The sequence below is a fragment of the Rhodococcus sp. ABRD24 genome, from assembly GCF_004328705.1.
Taxonomy (GTDB): domain Bacteria; phylum Actinomycetota; class Actinomycetes; order Mycobacteriales; family Mycobacteriaceae; genus Prescottella.
Window position 1 is genome coordinate 2036124 of sequence record NZ_CP035319.1, and the last position, 19168, is coordinate 2055291.

Annotated in this window: 21 protein-coding genes; 5 read left to right on the top strand and 16 right to left on the bottom strand. The window is 67.4% G+C overall.

The genetic code is table 11. From position 1 onward, the window contains the following. Positions 1-171: 171 nt before the first annotated feature. The 5 genes from ERC79_RS09040 (at position 172) to ERC79_RS09060 (ending at position 3193) form a co-directional block, all read left to right on the top strand. Entirely contained in the window at positions 172-846 is a 675-nt protein-coding gene (locus ERC79_RS09040) for an energy-coupling factor ABC transporter permease (RefSeq protein WP_131580912.1), read from the top strand. Further along, entirely contained in the window at positions 843-1193 is a 351-nt protein-coding gene (locus tag ERC79_RS09045; protein ID WP_131577535.1) for a PDGLE domain-containing protein, read from the top strand. Before ERC79_RS09040 ends, ERC79_RS09045 begins: the two co-directional genes overlap by 4 nt. A 1-nt stretch (position 1194) precedes the next feature. After that, positions 1195-1953: a cobalt ECF transporter T component CbiQ gene (gene cbiQ / locus ERC79_RS09050; protein WP_131577536.1), complete on the top strand. Its 759-nt coding sequence runs from the start codon at positions 1195-1197 to the stop codon at positions 1951-1953. Position 1954: 1 nt separating this feature from the next. Continuing rightward, positions 1955-2710: an ABC transporter ATP-binding protein gene (locus tag ERC79_RS09055; protein ID WP_131577538.1), complete on the top strand. Its 756-nt coding sequence runs from the start codon at positions 1955-1957 to the stop codon at positions 2708-2710. Positions 2711-2812: 102 nt separating this feature from the next. Continuing rightward, on the top strand, positions 2813-3193 hold the full coding sequence (locus ERC79_RS09060; RefSeq protein ID WP_242676786.1) for a hypothetical protein: 381 nt from the start codon (positions 2813-2815) through the stop codon (positions 3191-3193). A 185-nt stretch (positions 3194-3378) separates the two neighbouring features. Here the strand turns inward: ERC79_RS09060 and ERC79_RS09065 are convergent, their stop codons facing one another. The 16 genes from ERC79_RS09065 to hypB form a co-directional block, all read right to left on the bottom strand. Next, on the bottom strand, positions 3379-4137 hold the full coding sequence (locus ERC79_RS09065; protein ID WP_131577539.1) for a DUF6390 family protein: 759 nt from the start codon (positions 4135-4137) through the stop codon (positions 3379-3381). Continuing rightward, positions 4134-5264, bottom strand: coding sequence for a hydrogenase formation protein HypD (hypD, locus tag ERC79_RS09070; protein ID WP_131577540.1), 1131 nt, complete (start codon positions 5262-5264; stop codon positions 4134-4136). The genes ERC79_RS09065 and hypD overlap by 4 nt, the downstream gene beginning before the upstream one ends. 26 nt (positions 5265-5290) lie before the next feature. Continuing rightward, the gene (locus tag ERC79_RS09075) at positions 5291-5563 is read right to left on the bottom strand and encodes a HypC/HybG/HupF family hydrogenase formation chaperone (protein ID WP_131577542.1); all 273 of its coding nucleotides are present in this window, start codon (positions 5561-5563) and stop codon (positions 5291-5293) included. Positions 5564-5595: 32 nt separating this feature from the next. Continuing rightward, positions 5596-6693 carry a hydrogenase expression/formation protein HypE gene (hypE, locus tag ERC79_RS09080; protein ID WP_131577543.1) on the bottom strand — a complete coding sequence of 366 codons (1098 nt, stop codon included), beginning with the start codon at positions 6691-6693 and terminating at the stop codon, positions 5596-5598. Positions 6694-6696: 3 nt separating this feature from the next. Next, on the bottom strand, positions 6697-7398 hold the full coding sequence (locus tag ERC79_RS09085) for an SIS domain-containing protein (RefSeq protein WP_131577545.1): 702 nt from the start codon (positions 7396-7398) through the stop codon (positions 6697-6699). After that, entirely contained in the window at positions 7398-8138 is a 741-nt protein-coding gene (locus ERC79_RS09090; RefSeq protein WP_131577546.1) for a hydrogenase assembly protein HupF, read from the bottom strand. Before ERC79_RS09090 ends, ERC79_RS09085 begins: the two co-directional genes overlap by 1 nt. Next, on the bottom strand, positions 8135-10480 hold the full coding sequence (hypF, locus tag ERC79_RS09095) for a carbamoyltransferase HypF (protein WP_131580919.1): 2346 nt from the start codon (positions 10478-10480) through the stop codon (positions 8135-8137). Before hypF ends, ERC79_RS09090 begins: the two co-directional genes overlap by 4 nt. Positions 10481-10512: 32 nt before the next feature. Beyond that, the gene (locus ERC79_RS09100) at positions 10513-10815 is read right to left on the bottom strand and encodes a HypC/HybG/HupF family hydrogenase formation chaperone (RefSeq protein WP_131577547.1); all 303 of its coding nucleotides are present in this window, start codon (positions 10813-10815) and stop codon (positions 10513-10515) included. Positions 10816-10818: 3 nt separating this feature from the next. Next, positions 10819-11337, bottom strand: a complete 519-nt coding sequence (locus tag ERC79_RS09105) for a hydrogenase maturation protease (protein WP_131577549.1) — start codon at positions 11335-11337, stop codon at positions 10819-10821. Between the two features lie 120 nt (positions 11338-11457). Further along, positions 11458-12966, bottom strand: a complete 1509-nt coding sequence (locus ERC79_RS09110; protein WP_131577550.1) for a hypothetical protein — start codon at positions 12964-12966, stop codon at positions 11458-11460. Continuing rightward, on the bottom strand, positions 12963-13631 hold the full coding sequence (locus tag ERC79_RS09115; protein ID WP_131577551.1) for a DUF6084 family protein: 669 nt from the start codon (positions 13629-13631) through the stop codon (positions 12963-12965). Before ERC79_RS09115 ends, ERC79_RS09110 begins: the two co-directional genes overlap by 4 nt. Beyond that, positions 13628-14314, bottom strand: coding sequence for a DUF5947 family protein (locus tag ERC79_RS09120; protein WP_131577553.1), 687 nt, complete (start codon positions 14312-14314; stop codon positions 13628-13630). Before ERC79_RS09120 ends, ERC79_RS09115 begins: the two co-directional genes overlap by 4 nt. Further along, complete coding sequence (locus ERC79_RS09125) at positions 14311-15264, bottom strand: NifU family protein (RefSeq protein ID WP_131577554.1); 954 nt, start codon at positions 15262-15264, stop codon at positions 14311-14313. The genes ERC79_RS09120 and ERC79_RS09125 overlap by 4 nt, the downstream gene beginning before the upstream one ends. Positions 15265-15272: 8 nt before the next feature. Then, positions 15273-17066, bottom strand: a complete 1794-nt coding sequence (locus ERC79_RS09130) for a nickel-dependent hydrogenase large subunit (protein ID WP_131577556.1) — start codon at positions 17064-17066, stop codon at positions 15273-15275. Positions 17067-17106: 40 nt separating this feature from the next. Further along, positions 17107-18192: a hydrogenase expression protein HypE gene (locus tag ERC79_RS09135; protein WP_242676787.1), complete on the bottom strand. Its 1086-nt coding sequence runs from the start codon at positions 18190-18192 to the stop codon at positions 17107-17109. 118 nt (positions 18193-18310) lie between these two features. Further along, positions 18311-19165 (bottom strand): hydrogenase nickel incorporation protein HypB, encoded by an 855-nt coding sequence (gene hypB / locus ERC79_RS09140; RefSeq protein WP_131577557.1) that lies wholly within the window; start codon positions 19163-19165, stop codon positions 18311-18313. Positions 19166-19168: the final 3 nt, after the last annotated feature.

A 19168-nucleotide genomic window follows, 5' to 3' on the forward strand; every position in this document is an offset into this window, starting at 1 on the left:
CGACTTCCGAGCGTTTCGAGGGAGTCCGGCGGTAGCGGACCAATCGGAAAGCCTGTTCAGTTGTTCACATGACTCGATAGACTGCTGCTACCGATCCCCGGCTCCCGGGAGGGCGCAGTGGCTATCGAAAACGCAGTGGCTATCGAACACTCGGCTGTCGAATACGCCGCGATGCATATGAGCGACGGCATCATCAACGCTCCCACTTCGGCGCTGTTCTGGGCGGTCGCGATCACCGGTCTGGCACTCGCGGTCTGGAAGTCCCGTACCGAACTCGACGACCGCACCGCCCCGATGGCCGGCCTTGTCGCCGCGTTCATCTTCGCGGTGCAGATGATCAACTTCCCGATCCTGCCCGGCGTCAGCGGACACCTGCTCGGCGGCGCACTCGCCGCGATCCTCGTCGGACCGTATACCGGGGCACTGTGTATCGCGATCGTGCTCACGGTCCAGGCGCTCCTGTTCGCCGACGGGGGCCTCACCGCGCTCGGTGCGAACGTCACCAATATCGCCCTGGTGGGCACCGCGGTCGGCTACATCGTTGCGGCCACTTTGCGCCCCTTGCTCATTCGGCGCGGCGACGCCGGAATCGGCATTCTCGCATTCGTCTCGGCATGGTGCGCGACCGTAGTCGCGGCGTCGATGTTCGTGGTGGAGTATGCAATCGGCGGTTCCGCAGTGACTGCCCTGCATACCGTGGCTGCCTACATGCTCGGCACCCACGCGCTGATCGGTGTCGGCGAGGGCATCATCACGGCCTTCACGGTGGTCGCGGTCGCCCGCGCCCGCCCGGACCTGGTGTATCTGCTGCGATCGCAACGCGAGTGCACGGCGGTGACGACATGAGCAGACCCGCCCGCACACGCTCGTGGTTCCTGGTCGGCTTCGCGGTCGCGGCCCTGCTGATCGCCGGCATCCTCTCCTACTTCGCCAGCGCCAGCCCGGACGGCCTGGATTCGACGACCCTGCGCGGCTGCGAGGTGGTCGAAACCGGCGGCACCGAACAGTTGTCGGGCGACTGCATAGCTCGGCACGCGACCGATCACCACCTGTCCGCGTCTCCGCTGGCGGACTACGCGGTGCGCGGCGATTCCCGGCTCAGCGGGCTGGCGGGGATACTCGGGGTCGTCGCGGTGTTCATCGTTGCTGGACTGTTGTTCTGCACGCTCGCACGCCGTAAGCGAGGCCCATGACATGTCGGGTTCGCACACCCACCCGCTCTATCTGGAAGGCAGCTCCGCGGTCCATCGACTCCCGACCGAGGTCAAGATCGTCGCGGCGGTGGTCGCAATGTTCGCGATCGTCGCCACTCCCCGTGAGGCCGTGTGGGCGTTCGCGGCCTACCTCGCCGGGCTCGCCCTGGTGTGGCAGATCGCGGGCATCCGGCCGCGCTGGCTGGCCCCGCGCATGCTCATCGAGGTGCCGTTCGTGGTGCTCGCGGTTCTGCTGCCGTTCGCCGAATCCGGCGAGCGGACAGAGCTTCTCGGAATCTCGCTGTCGGTGCCAGGCCTGCTGGCGGCGTGGGGAATCCTGGTCAAGGGCACACTCGGGGTCCTCACCTCCCTCACCCTCGCGGCCACCACCCCTGCACGCTCTCTGCCTGCCGGCCTGGCCCGGTTGCACGTGCCGGCGATGGTCACCGTCATCGTCACGCTGATGCTGCGGTACGTCAATCTCCTTGCCGGGGAGATCGATCGGATGCGTACCGCGCGAATCGCCCGTGGCGACGATCCCCGCACCCTGCATCAGGCAGGCGCCACTGCGCGCGGCGTCGGCGGTGTGTTCCTCCGCGCCTACGAACGCGGCGAGCGGGTACACCTGGCGATGCTCTCCCGAGGTTTCACCGGCACGGTGCCGCTGTCCGCGCCGCCGGCCACTCGCGCCGACTGGTGCGCCGGACTCGCCCCCGCCGCGTATGCAGTCGCGATCGCGACGATTGCCTGGATGGTGTGAGATGGCATCGCCGACAGCGATAGACGTCGAACGGCTCAGCTTCGAGTACCCGGACGGTCGCCAGGCGCTGGACGGCATAGATCTCGAGATCCCGGTCGGTGAACGCGTCGCGGTGCTGGGACCGAACGGCGCTGGCAAGACCACCCTGATACTCCAGCTCAACGGCGTCCTCACCCCGAGCGAGGGCACCGTGCGAATCGGCACGCTCGAACTGGGGCGAGAGACGGTGCGGGAGATCCGGCGTCGAGTGGGCGTCGTATTCCAGGACCCAGATGACCAGCTGTTCATGCCCACCGTCGCGGAAGACGTGGCGTTCGGCCCCGCCAACTTCGGAGTCCGCGGCGGCGAACTCGAACGCCGGGTGACCGAGGCACTCGAGCAGGTGGGGATGGCCGATCACGCGCACCGCAGCGCCGGTCATCTCTCGGCCGGCCAGCGCCGCCGAGTCGCCCTCGCCACGGTGTTGGCGTGCCGCCCGGAGGTTCTGGTGCTCGACGAGCCGTCGAGCAACCTCGATCCCGTGGCCCGGCGCGAACTCGCCGACATCCTGGGCGGACTCGACACCACGCTGCTGCTCGTCACGCACGATCTTCCGTACGCGGCTCAGCTGTGCGAGCGGGCAGTGATCATGGACAAAGGGCGCCTGGCCGCCGACGACCGCGTCGAGCGAATCCTTGCTGATACCAGGCTGCTCGCGGCGCATCGGCTCGAACTGCCATGGGGTTTCGCGCTTCCGGCTCCAACACCCGATCGCTGATAGTCTCACCGGATGAGCGAGGGACCGAACCGAGGATCGCGAAATCGTATCGTAGCGTTCGCGGCAGGCGGCCTTCTGAGCATCGCCGCTGATCGTCCTCTCGTGAAGAAGAATCCGTCCCGCCGAGTGACGTCCTACGCCGCGGGGCTGGTGGCCGCAGCAATCGTCTATCCGGTCGCGCACATAGGACGTCCCTCCGGTTCGGACGTACTCACCCGCGAGTGGACTGCAGTGCTGGCGACGACCGCTGTGTTCATCGGTGCGATCACCTTGCCGAAGCAGTGGGCTACCGGACTGACCGCCATTGGATGGATTGCGCATGCGGCCTTCGACCACGCACACGAGCGAGGGACATCATCACGGTTGCCGCGGTGGTATCCCGCGCTATGCGCCGGCTACGACGTGGGTGTGGCAACGTTGCTGTGTGTGCCACGTCCGCCGTCGGCGTCCGCGCGAGGCCCGGAGCCGGTAAACCGCCTCTAGTTTCCGAGACCGCTTCCAGAGGCGGAGGAGCACGTACACGTTGGCCACGGCCATCGCGAGGTACGGGACAAGCACGGATACGAGCGTCACGCGGGCGCCACGCTGCCGCGCGCAGATGCCGGATGTCACTTTCGGCTCCACCCGAGGACCCCGAGGTAGCAACTTCGTGCAGCTCAGTCATCGTCCTAGGTTGCGACAGCTTCGCCGGCAAGCCGGATATTGGTCCTCCCCAGCTGCCAGTCCGTCCAATGTTCAAGGGAGGATGCCTCTTCGGCGTCGAGCCGGTCGCACACCAGGTCCCAGTGCACGGCCACGTGGTCCCCCACCCGCAGACCGGGAACGAACGACCCTGCGGCCACGCGACTACGGACCGCGCGGTCCTCGAGCGGGCCCAGGGTGAGTCGGGCACCGTCGAACTGCATTGGACGCGAACGCACTACGGCAGCGTCCGAAAGTAGCTCGAGGACGACGCCGTTGCGGATCCGGCACGAGTCGAGCACATGCAGCGGCTGCGGCATCCCGGTGCCGAGTAGACGCGTCCACGGGTAGATGCCGAACACGTGAAACGCGTGGGTAGGGGCTGCCTCCGGCAGCAGATCCTCGGTGAGGTACTTCCAGTAGTGTCCGGCGCGCTCACCGAGCCTGACCAACAGCGCGGCCCCGAACCGTTCCCGGTCTGTCGCAGCGGTGAGCGCGTTGCCAGTCCAGTACCCGCGTACCACCCGATCGTCCAGCGGATCGTCCACACCCGACATCTCCGCAAGCAGCTGCTGATACGGCCAGGCCCCGCTGAACCGCCGCGCCAACCCGTCGACGTCGACGTCCAGCCCACCACCGCACGCCACCCGCTCGAGACCCCCGGATCCCGCGGGGCCGCAGTAGCCCAGTGCATTCGGCGCATACGCGTACCGCGCGAACAAGGCCCGCCCAGCCCGACAGCTCACCCCGGTCTCCGCCCCACCACCAGCGCCGTCTCGCGGTGCAGCCGCCCGAAGTTGTAGTACGCCGCGCACGCACCCTCCGGCGAGACCATGCACGTCCCGATCGGCGTCTCGGGCGTGCAGGCCGTACCGAACACCTTGCACTCCCACGGCTTGATCACCCCCTTGAGCACCTCGCCGCACTGGCAGGCCTTCGGGTCCGCCACCCGCACTCCGGGCATCGAGAAGCGTTCCTCCGCGTCGAACTCGGCGAAATCGGGGTGAACCTTGAGCGCGCTCTGCGAGATGAAGCCCAGACCTCGCCATTCGAAATGCGGCCTTAGCGCGAAGGTTTCGCTCATCAACTTCAGTGCCTGGGTGTTGCCCTCGGGCCGCACCACCCGGATGTACTGGTTCTCCACCTCGCAGCGGCGGTCGCGGATCTGCTGCAGCAGCATGTGCACCGACGCGAGGATGTCCAGCGGCTCGAATCCGGCGACCACCATCGGTTTCCCGTACACCTCGGGGACGAACCGGTACGGCCGCAGGCCCACCACCGTCGACACGTGGCCCGGCCCGAGGAACCCGGACAGCCGTAGATCCGGCGACTCGAGAATCGCCTTGATCGGCGGCACGATCGTGACGTGGTTGCAGAAGATGCTGAAGTTGGTCACCCCCATCTGCCGGGCGCGGACCAGGGTCACCGCGGTCGACGGCGCCGTGGTCTCGAACCCGACCGCGAAGAACACCACCTGCTTGCCCGGGTTGTCGACGGCGATCTTGAGCGCGTCCAACGGGGAATAGACGAATCGGACGTCCGCGCCACGAGCCTTGGCCTCGATGAGGTTTCCTCGTGATCCCGGCACCCGCATCATGTCCCCGAACGTCGTGAAGACGACGTCCGGCTGTTCCGCGAGGTACATCGCGTCGTCGACGCGGCCCATCGGGATGACACACACCGGGCAGCCCGGTCCGTGCACGAGTTCCACCGACTGCGGTAGCAGATGCTCGATGCCGTGGCGGTAGATGGTGTGGGTATGGCCGCCGCACACCTCCATGAATTTGAACTCGTCCTCGCCTGCGAGCTCGGTGATGGACCGGACCAGCGCCCGCGCGGCGGCGGGGTCCCGGAATTCGTCCACGAACTTCATGCTGCAACCTCCTCGGTTACCCGCCTTCAGTTGATGCTCGACGAATTGAAGGCGTCGATCTCGTTGACGTAGTCGGCGCCCATTTTCTGGACCTGGTCGAGCGTGAGCGCGGCCTCGGCCTCGTCGATCTTCGCCATCGCGAAGCCGACGTGGACCAGGACCCAGTCCCCCACGAGCAGTCCCTCGTCGGCGAGCAGTCGAACGCTGATGGTCCGCTTGACGCCACCCACGTCCACCTTCGCCAGATACTGCTCGGAGTCCACCATCTGGACCACTTGGCCCGGGATACCCAGACACATGATCGTTTCCTCCTCTCGGCTGGATTGCCCGCTCAACAGATGCGCGGCAGCGGATCTCCGACGAGCATGTCGACAATGCGGCTACCACCGAACGACGTCCGCAGGGCGACGATGCCCTCCGGCTCCGCAAGGATCTCGCCGATCACCGCGGCGTGCTCGCCACCGCGTGTCCGGCGCAAGGCCTCGAGCGCTGCATCGGTCTCCACTTCGGGAACGACGGCCACGAACTTGCCCTCGTTCGCGACGTACAGCGGGTCGATGCCGAGCATGTCGCACGCCCCAACTACCTGGGGCTGCACCGGAAGATCCGCTTCGTCGAGGATCACCGCGAGCCCGCACGACTGTGCAAGCTCGTTGCACACCGTGCCAACTCCGCCGCGGGTCGCGTCGCGCATCCATCGCGTGCCGGGCGCCGCGTCGAGCAGCGCGTGGACCAGCCCGTTGACCGGGGCGGTGTCGGAGCAGATGTCGGCCTCGATCGCGAGTTCACCGCGGGCGAGCATCACTGCCATGCCGTGCTCGCCCATCGTCCCGGAGATCAAGACTCGGTCGCCGGGGCGCACCTGCTCCGGGCCCAGGCGCAGGTCCATCGGCAGCTTCCCGATGCCGGCCGTGCAGATGTACAGCCCGTCGGCGGCTCCCTTGCCGACCACCTTGGTGTCCCCGGTCACCACCTGCACGCCCGCCTGCACCGCGGAATCCGCTATGTCCTGCACGATCTCGCGTAGCAGCGCGATCTCGAAGCCCTCCTCGATCACGAACGCCGCCGACAGCCACAGCGGTGTCGCCCCCGCCACCGCAAGGTCGTTCACGGTGCCGTGCACCGCGAGGTTCCCGATGGAACCACCGGGGAACTGCAGCGGCCGCACCACGAACGAATCGGTGGAGAACGCCAGTCGCTCACCCACAGGCAGGGTGAGGGCAGCGGCATCCCCGAGCTGCTCGAGCTGGGGATTGCGCAGCGCCTCGACGAACACCGAGTCCACCAGCGCAGCAGACGACTTTCCACCCGCGCCGTGTGCGAGTGTCACGACATCCTCGAGCAGCCGGGGACGTCGCTTGCGGTACGCCGCGATGCGATCCAGTACGCGGTCCTCGCGTTCGGCGGTGGTGGCCGGTTCCATTGCCATGAGCTAGCTCTCCTGTCGTCGTGCCGGGGGCGTCCTGCGCTCCTCGGCCATGTGCGCCTGGGCCGCCGACCAGAGCCGGTACCCGACCAGCGCGTGACTCTCCTGGATCCGGTGGATGCTCTGCGACCGGATCGTGATGCAGTAGTCCAGGTCCTCGCTCGCCGCCATGCGTCCGCCGTCATGTCCGGCGAACCCGATGGTGAGCAGCCCGCGTGCCCGCGACTCGGCGAGCGCGATCATGAGGTCGTCGGAGTTACCCGACGTCGACAACGCGATCGCGATGTCCTGTGCCCGGGCGTGCGCGATGATCTGACGCGAGAAGACCAGGTCGAAGCCGACGTCGTTGCCGAGCGCGGTCACCACAGCCTGATCTGCCGCGAGCGACCATGCCGCGACCGGGCGCCCGAGCGCCGGACGGCTGAACAGAGATGCGAGTGTGGCGGCGTCGGTGGAGCTGCCGCCGTTGCCGAAGGTGTAGAGCCGACCGCCTCTGCAGAAGCGCTCGGCCATCTGCCGGCCAGCCTCGGCAATCTGCTCACCCCACTCGGTCAGCGAATCCTGCTGCAGTCGTGCGCTCTCCGCAGCCTTGCCACGGGCGGATGCGGCAAGGTCGTCGAGCAGCGCACCGGCCCCTTCCTCGTGCGCGTCGATGAACGGATACAGGAAGTCCGTACCCGTGACGCTGTTTTCCGGGGTCGTGCCCATCACCGCACCTCCTCGTCCGGGTCGATTCGGGCGATCGCGGCACCGCCGTGAATCAGCAGCAGATCGTCGGGGGCGATGTCCTGGATCAGGGTCGCATCCACTTCTTCTTCACCGACGGCGGTGCGGACGAGGGCACTATCCAACGGATTCCCCGGCGCCACCACCACTTCCGCGAGCCGGCCCTCGTCGCTGCAGGTGACGCAACCACCGTCGGCGCACTCGTCATCGGATATCCGCAACAGCCCCGGATGCTCGAAGCACACGTGCGTCAGTTCCCACAGCAGGTGGTACATCAGCACGAACCGGCCCGTCGCCGGCACCATCGGATCGTCGGAGTCCACCCACAGGATGTGGTTCGCGGAACCGGGTTCGGGCCGCGGGCCGGAGCCGATCCAGATCGTGTCGGTACCCCATGCCGGCGCCCGGCGCATGATCTCACGCACCTGGGCCTGATCGGCCGAGGCCACCGCAAGGATGACGTCACCGGGTCGGCTCGCAACCCGGCATTGCGCCACCGGATCCGGCTCGACCAGCGATACCGACGGCAGTGCCCGCTTGCCCATGATCACCGGATGCACGAACTCGACCGCGACGTGGTGCGCATGGGGCTCCCATTGCGGGGACACCACCCACAGCGTGGCACCGGCGTTGAATCGACGTGCGAGCGACAGCGCCGTGGCGGCCAGATCGGCCGACAGATCGGTCCCGATCAATTCGACGTTCGTCTCGCTGGTGGTCATGATCGCACCTCGTTCCTGGAACCCGGCTTCGCCTCGAGAATCGCCTGGCCGAGCACGGCCTGGCCCAGCGAGAGCCCGCCGTCATTGGGCGGTACCCGGTGATGGGTGAGGACCTCGAGCCCCGCGGTCCGCAGGTGATGCTGCAGCAAGGCCGTCAACGTCCTGTTCTGGAATACTCCCCCGCTGAGCCCCACCATTGCGGCCCCGGCCTCACGAGCGACGCCGACTGCGAGTTCTGCGGTGGCCGATGCCAGGGCGCAATGGAATCCGAGCGCCAACGCGGCAACGGGGGTTCCGGAGCAGACCCCCGCGACGAGTTGCTCGCACAGCGTCTCGAGCCGCAGCACATCGCCTTCCACCTGCAGCTCCACCGGCGCCGGGCGGTCAGCGGTGCGGGCCAGGGCCTCCAGCTCGATCGCGGCCTGCGCCTCGTAGCTCACCCGCTGCCGGACGCCGAGGAGTGCAGCGACACCGTCGAACAGGCGGCCGATGCTCGTGGTCCGCACACAGCCGATTCCGGATTCGAGCTGCGCTGCCACCAAGGCTCGTTCGGCTGAGGTGAGGGCTCGCACACACGGCAGATCATCGATGTCGTCGATGCGTGCCTCGTGCAGCAGCGCGAGCGCCACCCGCGCCGGGTTGCGCACCGCGACGTCCCCGCCCGGCAGGCTGAACGACTGCAGGTGCCCGGCGCGGCGGGCGTCGAGAATGCTCGGTCCGACGAGCAACAGCTCCCCACCCCAGACAGTGCGGTCGCAGCCGTACCCGGTCCCGTCGAATGCTATGCCCAGCAACGGCGCTCCGGCCAGGTGCCCGCCGAGTAGGCCGTGCTCGGCGGCGAGTGCGGCGATGTGGGCGTGATGGTGCTGCACGGTCGCGATCCCGACGCCCGTACGATCGCTGAGATCCTCGGCCCAGTTCCGCGTCGAGTAACCAGGATGCTCGTCCGCCACCACCAGCTCCGGGCGGACGTCGTGCAGTGACATCATCCGCTCGACGGACGACTCGAATGCGCGGCGGCTCTCGAGGCTGCCCATGTCGCCGAGATGGCCGGAGCAGAAGGCAAAGTCCTGCCGCGTGAGACAGAAGGTGTTCTTCAGCTCAGCGCCGACGGCCAGCACTGTCGGGCCGGGATGGTCCAGGACGATCGGCAGCGGCACGTATCCGCGCGAGCGGCGAACGGGAAGAACCGCATCGTCGACCACTGTGACCACCGAGTCCTCGCATGGCGTGACGATGTCCCGGTCATGCATCAGGAACACGTCGGCGATCGCGCTCAGGCGTTGCCGCGCAGCTTCGTTGGTGAAGCACAGCGGCTCGCCACCGAGATTGCCCGACGTCATCACCAGCAGGCGCGGTGGGCCCACCGCGGAGCCGGGCACCGGCGCGAACAGCAGGTGGTGCAGTGGCGCGTAGGGCAACATGATTCCGATCTCGTCGAGATCGGGCGCGAGGTTCGGGGCTGGGATATCGCTGGATCGACGCCGCAGCAATACGATCGGCCGCGCGGCGCTCGCCAGAACCTCGGCCTCGGCATCGGAGATCGTGCACACCTCGTGGGCGGCGTCGAGATCCGCCGCCATCACGGCGAACGGCTTGGCCGGACGGTGCTTGCGCTCACGTAGTCGCTGCACCGCAACGGGATCGGTGGCATCGCACACCAGGTGGAAGCCACCTATCCCCTTCACCGCGACGACACCGCCCGAGGCGATTTCGCGCTGCACGCGCCCCAGCACCGCGTCGACGCCGTCGAGGCGCCCGCCGTCGCATTCTGCGAAGATCCGCGGGCCGCAGTCCGGGCAACAGATGGGCTGCGCGTGATACCGGCGGTCGGTGGGATCGGCGTACTCGCGGGCACACCGCGGGCACATCGGGAACGCCGCCATCGTCGTGGCCGGACGATCGTAGGGCAGATCTGTGACGACCGTGAACCGCGGTCCGCAGTTGGTGCAGTTGACGAAGGGGTGCCGATACCGGCGGTCGGACGGATCTGCCATCTCACGGATGCAGTCCGCGCAGATCCCGACGTCCGGGGGAAGCAGCGTCCGTGCACCCCGGGTGTGCCGGCTCGGGACGATCCGGAACCCGCGCTCGCCGCGTGTCACGGTCGGCTCCACCGAAACGTCGACAACCATCGCGAGCGGCGGCGCATCTCGGCGGAGCGCCACTGCGAACTCGGCTAGCGCCGCGGCAGTGCCCTCCACTTCGATGAGCACACTCACCTCGTCGTTTCCGCAATATCCGGCCAGCCCCAGTTCTCCGGCCAGCCGTGCGACGAAGGGACGGAAGCCGACGCCCTGCACGACGCCGCGGACCGTCAGCCGGTGCCGCTCCACCGGCACCGGGGCCGCCGCGACGCGAGCTTCGGCCGTCCTCACGACCTCCCACCGCCTACGACTGGGTCTCCGCCTGTGACAGCGTCGCCGTCGTCAGACGAAGACGAGCGCGGACGACCCATCAGTTCTAGACCCGACATCGCCCGTTCCGCACCGGCCCGGTCCACGCGTTCGACGGCGAACCCCATGTGGATCACCACCCAGTCGCCGGGCGCCAGAGCGGTGTCCTCGAGCATGCCGATGTTGACCTTGCGCTCGCTGCCCTCGACGTCGACGAGAGCGAGCTGACCGTTGTATCCGTCGAGCATGCCGATCACCCGTCCGGGAATACCAAGGCACATCACTCAGCCCTCCGATCCGACGGTGCGACAGCGCTCGGGCGCATCCGCACCGAGTTCGCTCAGGAGCCGACCGATCGCCTCGATCGCACCGTCGACCGCCGCAGCCACCGGCGCGGACAGCCCGATACCCTCGGCGACGCAGGCCGCCTGGCAACCGACGACGATCGTCCGCGGCAGCGTGCCGCCGAGAGCTTCGACACTTGCGAACACCGATCCGGGATCCATCGCGTGCGCATCGAGTTGAGTTGCGATCCCGGTCTTCCCGGGATCGACCTCGAACACCCGTACCGCGCCCGGGTTGCCCCGACCGGGGACGGCATCCACCAGGATCAGCGCGTCCCAGTCACCGAGCAGGTCGTACGCCAGGTGCATGCCTCCGATGCCGTAGTCCACCGCCCGGACACCGGTCGGCAGCGGACCGGCCGCCACTCTCCCCAGCACCGCCGGCCCGAAGCCGTCGTCGCCGAGGAAGATGTTGCCGATACCGGCCAGGAGAATCCGGTGCGTCGTCTCGGGCGACATGCCATCACATCCGACGCATACGCAGGTAGCGCTGTATGTCCGGGATCGAGCGCACCGTGATCCACACGCCCGCGGCGGCGACCGCGGCGAGGAATACGGTGGAGACCATACCCATTGCCCTCATGACTGCCTCTCCTCTCGATCGAGCGCTTCACTGCCCGGCGTCCGCAGTGGTTCCACCTCGTCAGGCGCGAAGTACAGGTATCGGCCGTACCAGTCGTGCAGTTCGGCGGCCGGATCGTCCACCAGCACGACACCGATGTGGGTGCCGCCGTCCACATCGGCGTGTACCGTCGCGACCCGCGCCACCTGCCCGGCAAAGAACAGATCCTGCGCGTCGGCCCGCCGGGACGGCCGCAACCGCACCAGACCGCCCTTGGCAATCCGCACTCCCGACACCAGGACGCCATCCGCATCGGGTCGAACACTGTTGTCGGCAGCGGGATCCCACCACGGGACATCGTCCGGCACGTCGGGAACCAGACCGCTCGGCGTGACGAAGGTGGGAGGCGCGAAGTCGCCGGGTTGCAAGGCACGGTTCTCGAATGCACTGTTCTCGAAGGCACGCGGATCGCGGAGTGCCCCATGCAGCTGCTGCATCTGCGAGGCGGTCATGCCGTCGCAGCGGTCGATGATCTGCGCGGCCAACGGGTCGGTGGCACGCGCCTGGGCCTTCTCCTCGTCGGTGAGCGTCATCACCCGGAGTGTGAGGATCTCGTCGATCTCGGTGGAGTCGAACAGGTTTCCACCGCTCTCCTCGGCCACCTCGGGATGGTCGTAGAGGATGATCGGCGCCGCCAGCACGACGTCGCTGGTGCCGTGCACACCCTTCGCTCCCGCAAGAACCGGGTAGCACCGGAACTGCCGGCAGGCGGCGACCGCGTCAGCGAACGCATCGGGCGGGTCGAGCAGCGAGACGAACCGTGTGCCCGTAGCCCCGAGGATCAGGTGCGCACCGATGAACGAGTGCCGGATCGCCGTGTCTTTCACAGCAACACCAGCGTTCGCAGCAACCACGTGCTCGGATGCGACAACGCGCTCACCGGGCTCGGCGATCCGAGCGTCGTTGCGGACCTCGATGCTCAGCCGCACCGCGCCGTGCTCTCGCACCGCGGCAAGGCTGACCTTGCCGCACAATGGTTCTCGGGTACGAACCAAACGCCCCGCCGCCCCCAGCGATTCGGTCTCGACGCCACCCGGCACGCGTATCTCCCGAGTCATGCCTTCGCACAGTTCAGCGAGCGTACAGGCGTCGAACGCGATCTCCACCGGGGAAGCCTCGTCCCAGCTGATCCAGCTGCGGCCGTCGACCGTCAGCTCCGAGACGGGCTCGAACCCGTTCGGCCCGGCCTGTTCGACCGCACGCGCCTGCAGCTGCAGGAACCGCAGGATCGGGGTGACGGCAGCGTCGTCGCCAGCGATATCGGCTGCATCGAGCACACACTCGACGCTCATTGCCGGATCCTCGCCCACCCCGGCGTGGGCCGCTCCCGACGGCCCGAGCACACCGAACTGCCACCGAGACTGGTTCTTTCCCGATGTGGAACGGTACGGGTACAGCAGGTAGCCCTCGTACAGCACTGCGTCGGCGACCACGCGCAACCGCGCCAGATCGCCGACGGCGGTCATGTCGCCACCTCCCCAGCTCCCGCGAGCAGTTCCGTCACGGCCTGGTCGATGCCGGTCAGCCCGCGCGCCGCCTTGAACCGCGTGAGTGCAGCCAGGGTGTCGTGTTCGAGCCGCACCCAGCCGCTGGAGGGGAAGTTCTGACGCACCAGATCCCGCCACACGGCGACCGGCATGTCGAACTGCGCCTCCCGATCCCACGGCACCTGTTCGACGCCGAACCCCCTTCCTCCGCCGAAGTTGTTGTTGCCCTTCGTGAAGACGGTGCCGCTGAAAAGGAAGCTCAGGGGAACCGTGCCGTCGGCGTCGGTCTCGAGCGCGTGCAGGTACTTGGAGGCGGCCACCTCGAAGTCGTACGTGCACGCCATCGGCAGTTCGGTGACACACTCGCCGGTGAAGCCGGGTACCGTCGCAGTGGTGTGCAGCCACGGGAAGGTCGCGAGCGTGGACCCCCATCGCTCCCGCGGACCGAACATGTCCAGCAGGCCGGCCTCCTCGGCGTCGGAGTAGCGGCGGCGACGGGGCTCGATCCGGACCTGACAGCGCAGCGCGAGAGCGTGGACGGTGGCGCCGGTGGTCTCCCCGATCCGCACTCGGGCGATCAGATTCGGTGCCACCGAAAAAGATTCGGGCGCGACGGTCAGTACCGAGAACTGTAGTGATGTCATGGCGCGCCCCCCGTTCGGCCGCCCGTGGCCGACACCGCGATGCTGCGCCGGTCGATCCGGTCGAAGAAGGCGTCGAGTTCGCGACGGGCGTCCTGCCCGCCGTCGAATCCGCGCCAGCACCGGCGCAAGCGCCCGACCAGTTCGTAGCACGCGTCGATCGGCAGCAGGTGGCACTCGGCGGAGCCGACTCCGTTCGACGGCACCCGAATGAGCAAGGCCTCCACGTCCGGGACGGCATTGCGCAGCGCAGGATTGTCGATCAGCACCGACTCCCACGCCTCGATCGGCAGCTCCGACTCGGTCGCACCGGCCGGACCGGGATAGAACGCGACCGTGCGGTCCTGGTCGGAGTTCCGGAAGAAGAACGCCAGCCCCACCGGGATCTCGAGCTGGTCCCATTGCCCAGGTGAGAGCGCGAACTCGGGGAACGAGAGGAACCGTTGCGGCACCGCGCGGTAGCGCAGCCGCGCGCCCGGCTCGGTGAACAGCAGGTAGCAGGGCCGGCACACGCATATCAGTTGCCGCCCTTCCATGTTCACCACGTGGGAGTGCTCGTCGGCGATGGGCGCCGCACACATCTCGCACCGCTCCCCGGCCGGCGCCTCGGGGCGGTCGGAGGCGATCCGACGCAACACCCCCAACGGCGCGCCGGAGGGGGTGCCACGTCCGGGCGGGGTGCTCACCCGGTCACCACGGTGGGTACCGCCACCGAAAGCACGCCGTCCCGCACCAGGACGGGCAGCGGATCCAAGTGATCCTCGGGCGCCTCGATCCGGGCCCCGGCACGGCGGACATCGAAGTGTGCGCGACAAGTCGGGCAGCGCAGGACGGCGTCGTTCACCGGACCGCCCGCGCGACGCTGCATCGAAGCCCCGGCCATCGAGTTGCCACACACCGAGCACCGGTCGCGGTATGCGAACAGTTCGTCACCGAGCCGGCAGACCAGCAGCGGTATGCCGCCCACGACAAATCCGCCGACCTCCCCCGACGCGAGGTCGGCGAACTCGGTTGCCGCCTGCCACGTCCCGTTCGACGCGGCGGACCCACCGGCAGATGCGGCATCCCGCACATGCGCCAGCAACGACTCGACCGGGATCACTCCCGGCGTGGGGGTAGTGGACGCGCCCAGGTCACCGGGCTGGACCTCGATCGCGGTGGTCTCCGGTGCGGCCGCCTGGACCGCGCCCTCCACCGCGAGCTGCAGGGTCACCGCCGATGACGGGCAGCCGTGGCAGCTGCCCAGCAGGCGCAGCCGGACGACACCATCCGAGACCTCGACGAGTTCCACATCGCCCCCGTGCGAACCGAGGTACGGCCGGACACTGTCGAGTGCGGTCCGCACCCGGGTCGCGACGTCGTGCGGGTGCAGGCCGTGGACAAGTAGCAGGCCCGAGACCAGTTCGTCCCGAGTCAGTTCTTCGACGAGGCTGGGCGCGGCGACCGTCAGGACTCGCCCCAGCGCCTCGCCGTACAGGTCGACGACCTCTCGCACCAACTGCTCGGCGCGCTCGCGCGCGACCGGCCCTCCAGCGGAGGCGGCGTCCAGCAGGGCTTCGATCCGATCGCCAGCGCTGCGCCAACGATCGGATTCGCCCGGGATCCCGCGGACCAGTTCGTCATTCGTCGTCGCCATCCGTCACCTCACTCCCCGGTCATGGACTGGGTCGGCGAGTGCAGCTTCTCGAGCGTCTTCCCGTCACCTAGGTACATGTGCACCCCGCACGGCAGGCACGGATCGAAGCTCCGGACGGTCCGCATGATGTCGATGCCCTTGAAGTTGTCGCGGTCGTTCTCCTCGTAGATCGGCAGATTCGTCACCGCGTCCTCGTATGGGCCCGGAATTCCCTCCGCGTCACGGGGACTGGCGTTCCACGGGGTCGGTGGATACGGGTGGTAGTTCGCGATCTTCCCGTCCCGGATCACCATGTGGTGCGAGAGCACCCCGCGCACGGCCTCGGTGAAACCGCAGCCGATCCCCTCATCCGGCACCTCGAAGGTCTCCCACGTCTTGGTTCGGCCGGCGCGGATCTCGGTGAGGGCCTTCCGTGCGAAGTGCAGCGCCATCGCCGCCGCATACGCCTGGAAGTACGTGCGTGCGCGGTTGCGTTCGATGGTGTTGCTCCACCGTGGAATGTTCCACTCGAAACTCACCGGACCTTCGAGCGCGGTCTTCGGGAAATCGATCTTGACGCTGTGCCCGGTGGCCTTCACCTCATCGGTCTCGACCAGCCCGGCAAGCGCGGTGGACCACATGCGGGCCAGCGCGCCGCCTCCGGTGTCGAGAGCGAGGTTGTCCTTGCCGTCGAACCAGCGCGGCGACATCACCCAGCTGTACTTGTCCCCGAGGTCCCTCTTCTGCGGCTTCGGGTTGGTGTGCTGGTTCCACGGGTGCCGGCGGTCGACAGGGTTGCCCAGCGGGTCGGTGCTGACGAACATCTCCTGGTCGGACCAGTCGTCGTAGTACGACGAGCCCAGCATGATCCGGATGCCGAGATTGATGTCCACCAGGTCCGTCGTCACCAGCTTGTTGTCGACGACGACTCCCGGGGTGACGAACATCTTCCGGCCCCAGTCCGTCATGTCCTTGTACTGGAAGTTACACACCTCCGGGTCCTGGAATGCACCCCAGCAGCCCAGCAGCACGCGCCGCTCGCCGACGTGCTCGTAGCCGGGCAGCGCCTCGTAGAAGAAGTCGAAGAGATCGTCGTGCATCGGCACGACCTTCTTCATGAACTCGATGTACCGCATCAGCCGGGTCGTGTAGTCGGTCATCAACTGCACGGTCGCGACGGTGCCGACACCGCCGGGGTACAGCGTGGACGGGTGCACGTGCCGACCCTCCATGAGGCAGAACATCTCTCGGGTCAGACGGCTGATCTGCAGTGCCTCCCGATAGAATTCGCCGGTGAACGGATTGAGCGACCGCATGATGTCGGCGATCGTCCGGTAGCCGTGCTGGTCCGCATGCGGGGACCGGGTCTTCTCGGCCTGTGCCAGCACCCCCGGATTGGTCTCCTTGACCATCTTCTCGCAGTAGTCCACCGCGACCAGATTCTCCTGGAAGATGTTGTGGTCGAACATGTACTCGGCGGCCTCACCGAGGTTGGCGATCCACTCGCCCAGGTGCGGCGGCTGGACACCGTATGCCATGTTCTGCGCATAACACGAACACGTGGCGTGGTTGTCGCCGCAGATCCCGCAGATGCGGCTGGTGATGAAGTGCGCGTCGCGCGGGTCCTTGCCCTTCATGAACAGCGAGTAGCCACGGAAGATCGACGATGTGCTGTGACACTCGGCCACAGTCTTGTTCTTGAAGTCGACCTTCGTGTAGATCCCCAGACTGCCGACAATGCGGGTGATGGGGTCCCAGGCCATCTCGACCAGACCCTTGTCATCGGTCGACCCTTTGGTCGGCTCGGGCACGGTGGAAGTCATCGAGAAGCCTCTCTTCCCTCGGTGATCGCGTGTGGTCGCGCTACCAGGTACGGACGGCCCCCGTCCTGAGCAGACGCCCTGGCGCGCGCCAATGCGGTTCCTTCTCGAGCGTCCGGCCGGTGACATTGCGGAGCGTTCGGATCACCGACCCGTACAACTCCGATGCCGTGCTCGACAGCTTGCCGCCCGGCGGCTCGTCCATGAACGGCATGAACTTGTCCGGGAAGCCGGGCATCGTGCATCCGATGCAGATCCCGCCCACGTTGGGACAGCCGCCGATCCCGGCCATCCAACCTCGTTTGGGCACATTGCATTTCACGACAGGTCCCCAGCAGCCGATCTTCACGATGCACTTGGGCGAGCCGTACTCGGTGGCGAAATCACCCTGCTCGTAGTAGCCGGCGCGGTCGCAGCCCTCGTGCACCGTCTGCCCGAACAGCCACTGCGGCCGCAACTGTTCGTCCAGCGGAATCATCGGCGCCTGCTCGGTCACCTGGTACAGCAGATAGGTCAGAGTCTCGGACAAGTTGTCCGGTTGAACCGGGCAGCCCGGCACGCACACGATCGGCAGACCGGCTTTCGACTTCCAGTCCCAGCCCAGATAGTCCGGTACGCCCATCGCGCCGGTCGGATTGCCCGCCATCGCGTGGATACCTCCGTAGCAGGCGCAGGTACCGGCCGCGACGATCGCGGTGGCCTTCGGCGCGAGCCGGTCGAGCCACTCGCTGGTCGTGACGGGCTGGCCGGTCGCCGGGTTGTTCCCGAATCCGCACCAGTAGCCCTCGTCGTGGAGCTTCTCGTTCGGGATCGAACCCTCGACTACCAGGACGAAGGGCTCGAGTTCACCGCGGTCCGCCTTCCAGAACCATTCGAGGAAGTCGTCGGCGCCACCCGCGGGACCGCACTCGAAGTCGATCAGCGGCCAGTGGACCGCGATCTTCGGCAATCCAGGCAAAGCACCGAACACGATCTCCTCGACGCTGGGCTGCGTCGCCGCCGTGAGCGAGACCGAATCGCCGTCACAGCTGAGCCCCGCATTGATCCACAGGACGTGAATGACGCCCTCGTCGGTATCGCCGGACTTCGCGTTTTCCGGCTTCTTCGCAGCTTTCGTGGGTGTCGACATGTCGGCCACTCCCCGGGGCTCACCCGCCCCTGCGTCACCGGAGTCGACCCTCGGCCCACTTGCGTGACGCCCACCCACAATTAAGGCGCGCACCCGAAGATATGTCAACGGCGCATGATCACCCCAGCCGGCGCTCCGCGATCCACCGGTACCAGCGGTCCAACCCCTCACCGCTGGTAGCGGAGAGATTCACCACGTGCACACCAGGATTCACCGCTCTCGCGTTGCGCTCGCACACCGCTGGATCGAATGCGACATACGGGAGCAGATCGATCTTGTTGACGATGACGAGATCCGCGACCGCGAAGATGTGCGGGTACTTGAGGGGCTTGTCGTCACCCTCCGTCACGGAGATAAGCACAACCTTGCCTTGCTCGCCGAGGTCGAACAATGCCGGGCACACGAGATTACCGACATTCTCCACGAACACGAGCGACTCGTTCGCGGGGCTCAGGGCATCGAGTGCACCGCGCATCATCTCCGCGTCGAGATGGCACCCAGATCCCGTATTGACCTGCACCACAGCAGATCCCGTGGCCTTGATCCGCTCGGCGTCGAGCAGCGTCTCCTGGTCGCCCTCGATCACCGAGATCGGACCGGTATCCGACAGATCTCGTATCGTGCGTTCGAGCAGCGTCGTCTTTCCGGAACCGGGCGAACTCATCAGGTTGAACGCCATCACCCCGCGCTCGTCGAGCCACGCACGGTTGCTCGCCGCCAGCAGGTCGTTCTTGGCCAGGATCTTCTGCTCGAGTGTGATCGTCTCGGTCCCCGCCGGTTGGTGCGCATGGGCATCGTCATGAGCGTGAGCGTGACCGTGCGCCTCGTGTTCGTGTTCGTGTTCGTGCTGATGACCGTGACCGTGACCGGGCTCGTGCAGGTGCTCGTGCGGCATCGCGCCCGGCTTACTGATCCGGGTTCCGGCCGCCGCATCGGCCTCGTCGACCTTGCCGCATCCACACGTTGCACACATGGT

Excerpts from the sequence above, each read along its gene's own strand:
- ERC79_RS09075 (WP_131577542.1), bottom strand. The coding sequence starts at position 5,563 with ATGTGTCTGGGTATCCCGGGCCAAGTGGTCCAGATGGTGGACTCCGAG.
- ERC79_RS09105 (WP_131577549.1), bottom strand. The coding sequence starts at position 11,337 with ATGTCGCCCGAGACGACGCACCGGATTCTCCTGGCCGGTATCGGCAAC.
- ERC79_RS09085 (WP_131577545.1), bottom strand. The coding sequence starts at position 7,398 with ATGGGCACGACCCCGGAAAACAGCGTCACGGGTACGGACTTCCTGTAT.
- ERC79_RS09110 (WP_131577550.1), bottom strand. The coding sequence starts at position 12,966 with ATGACCGCCGTCGGCGATCTGGCGCGGTTGCGCGTGGTCGCCGACGCA.
- hypE (WP_131577543.1), bottom strand. The coding sequence starts at position 6,693 with ATGGCAATGGAACCGGCCACCACCGCCGAACGCGAGGACCGCGTACTG.
- hypB (WP_131577557.1), bottom strand. The coding sequence starts at position 19,165 with ATGTGTGCAACGTGTGGATGCGGCAAGGTCGACGAGGCCGATGCGGCG.
- ERC79_RS09135 (WP_242676787.1), bottom strand. The coding sequence starts at position 18,192 with ATGTCGACACCCACGAAAGCTGCGAAGAAGCCGGAAAACGCGAAGTCC.
- cbiQ (WP_131577536.1), top strand. The coding sequence starts at position 1,195 with ATGTCGGGTTCGCACACCCACCCGCTCTATCTGGAAGGCAGCTCCGCG.
- hypD (WP_131577540.1), bottom strand. The coding sequence starts at position 5,264 with ATGAAGTTCGTGGACGAATTCCGGGACCCCGCCGCCGCGCGGGCGCTG.
- ERC79_RS09115 (WP_131577551.1), bottom strand. The coding sequence starts at position 13,631 with ATGACATCACTACAGTTCTCGGTACTGACCGTCGCGCCCGAATCTTTT.
- ERC79_RS09100 (WP_131577547.1), bottom strand. The coding sequence starts at position 10,815 with ATGTGCCTTGGTATTCCCGGACGGGTGATCGGCATGCTCGACGGATAC.
- ERC79_RS09045 (WP_131577535.1), top strand. The coding sequence starts at position 843 with ATGAGCAGACCCGCCCGCACACGCTCGTGGTTCCTGGTCGGCTTCGCG.
- ERC79_RS09040 (WP_131580912.1), top strand. The coding sequence starts at position 172 with ATGCATATGAGCGACGGCATCATCAACGCTCCCACTTCGGCGCTGTTC.
- ERC79_RS09130 (WP_131577556.1), bottom strand. The coding sequence starts at position 17,066 with ATGACTTCCACCGTGCCCGAGCCGACCAAAGGGTCGACCGATGACAAG.
- ERC79_RS09055 (WP_131577538.1), top strand. The coding sequence starts at position 1,955 with ATGGCATCGCCGACAGCGATAGACGTCGAACGGCTCAGCTTCGAGTAC.
- ERC79_RS09090 (WP_131577546.1), bottom strand. The coding sequence starts at position 8,138 with ATGACCACCAGCGAGACGAACGTCGAATTGATCGGGACCGATCTGTCG.
- ERC79_RS09125 (WP_131577554.1), bottom strand. The coding sequence starts at position 15,264 with ATGGCGACGACGAATGACGAACTGGTCCGCGGGATCCCGGGCGAATCC.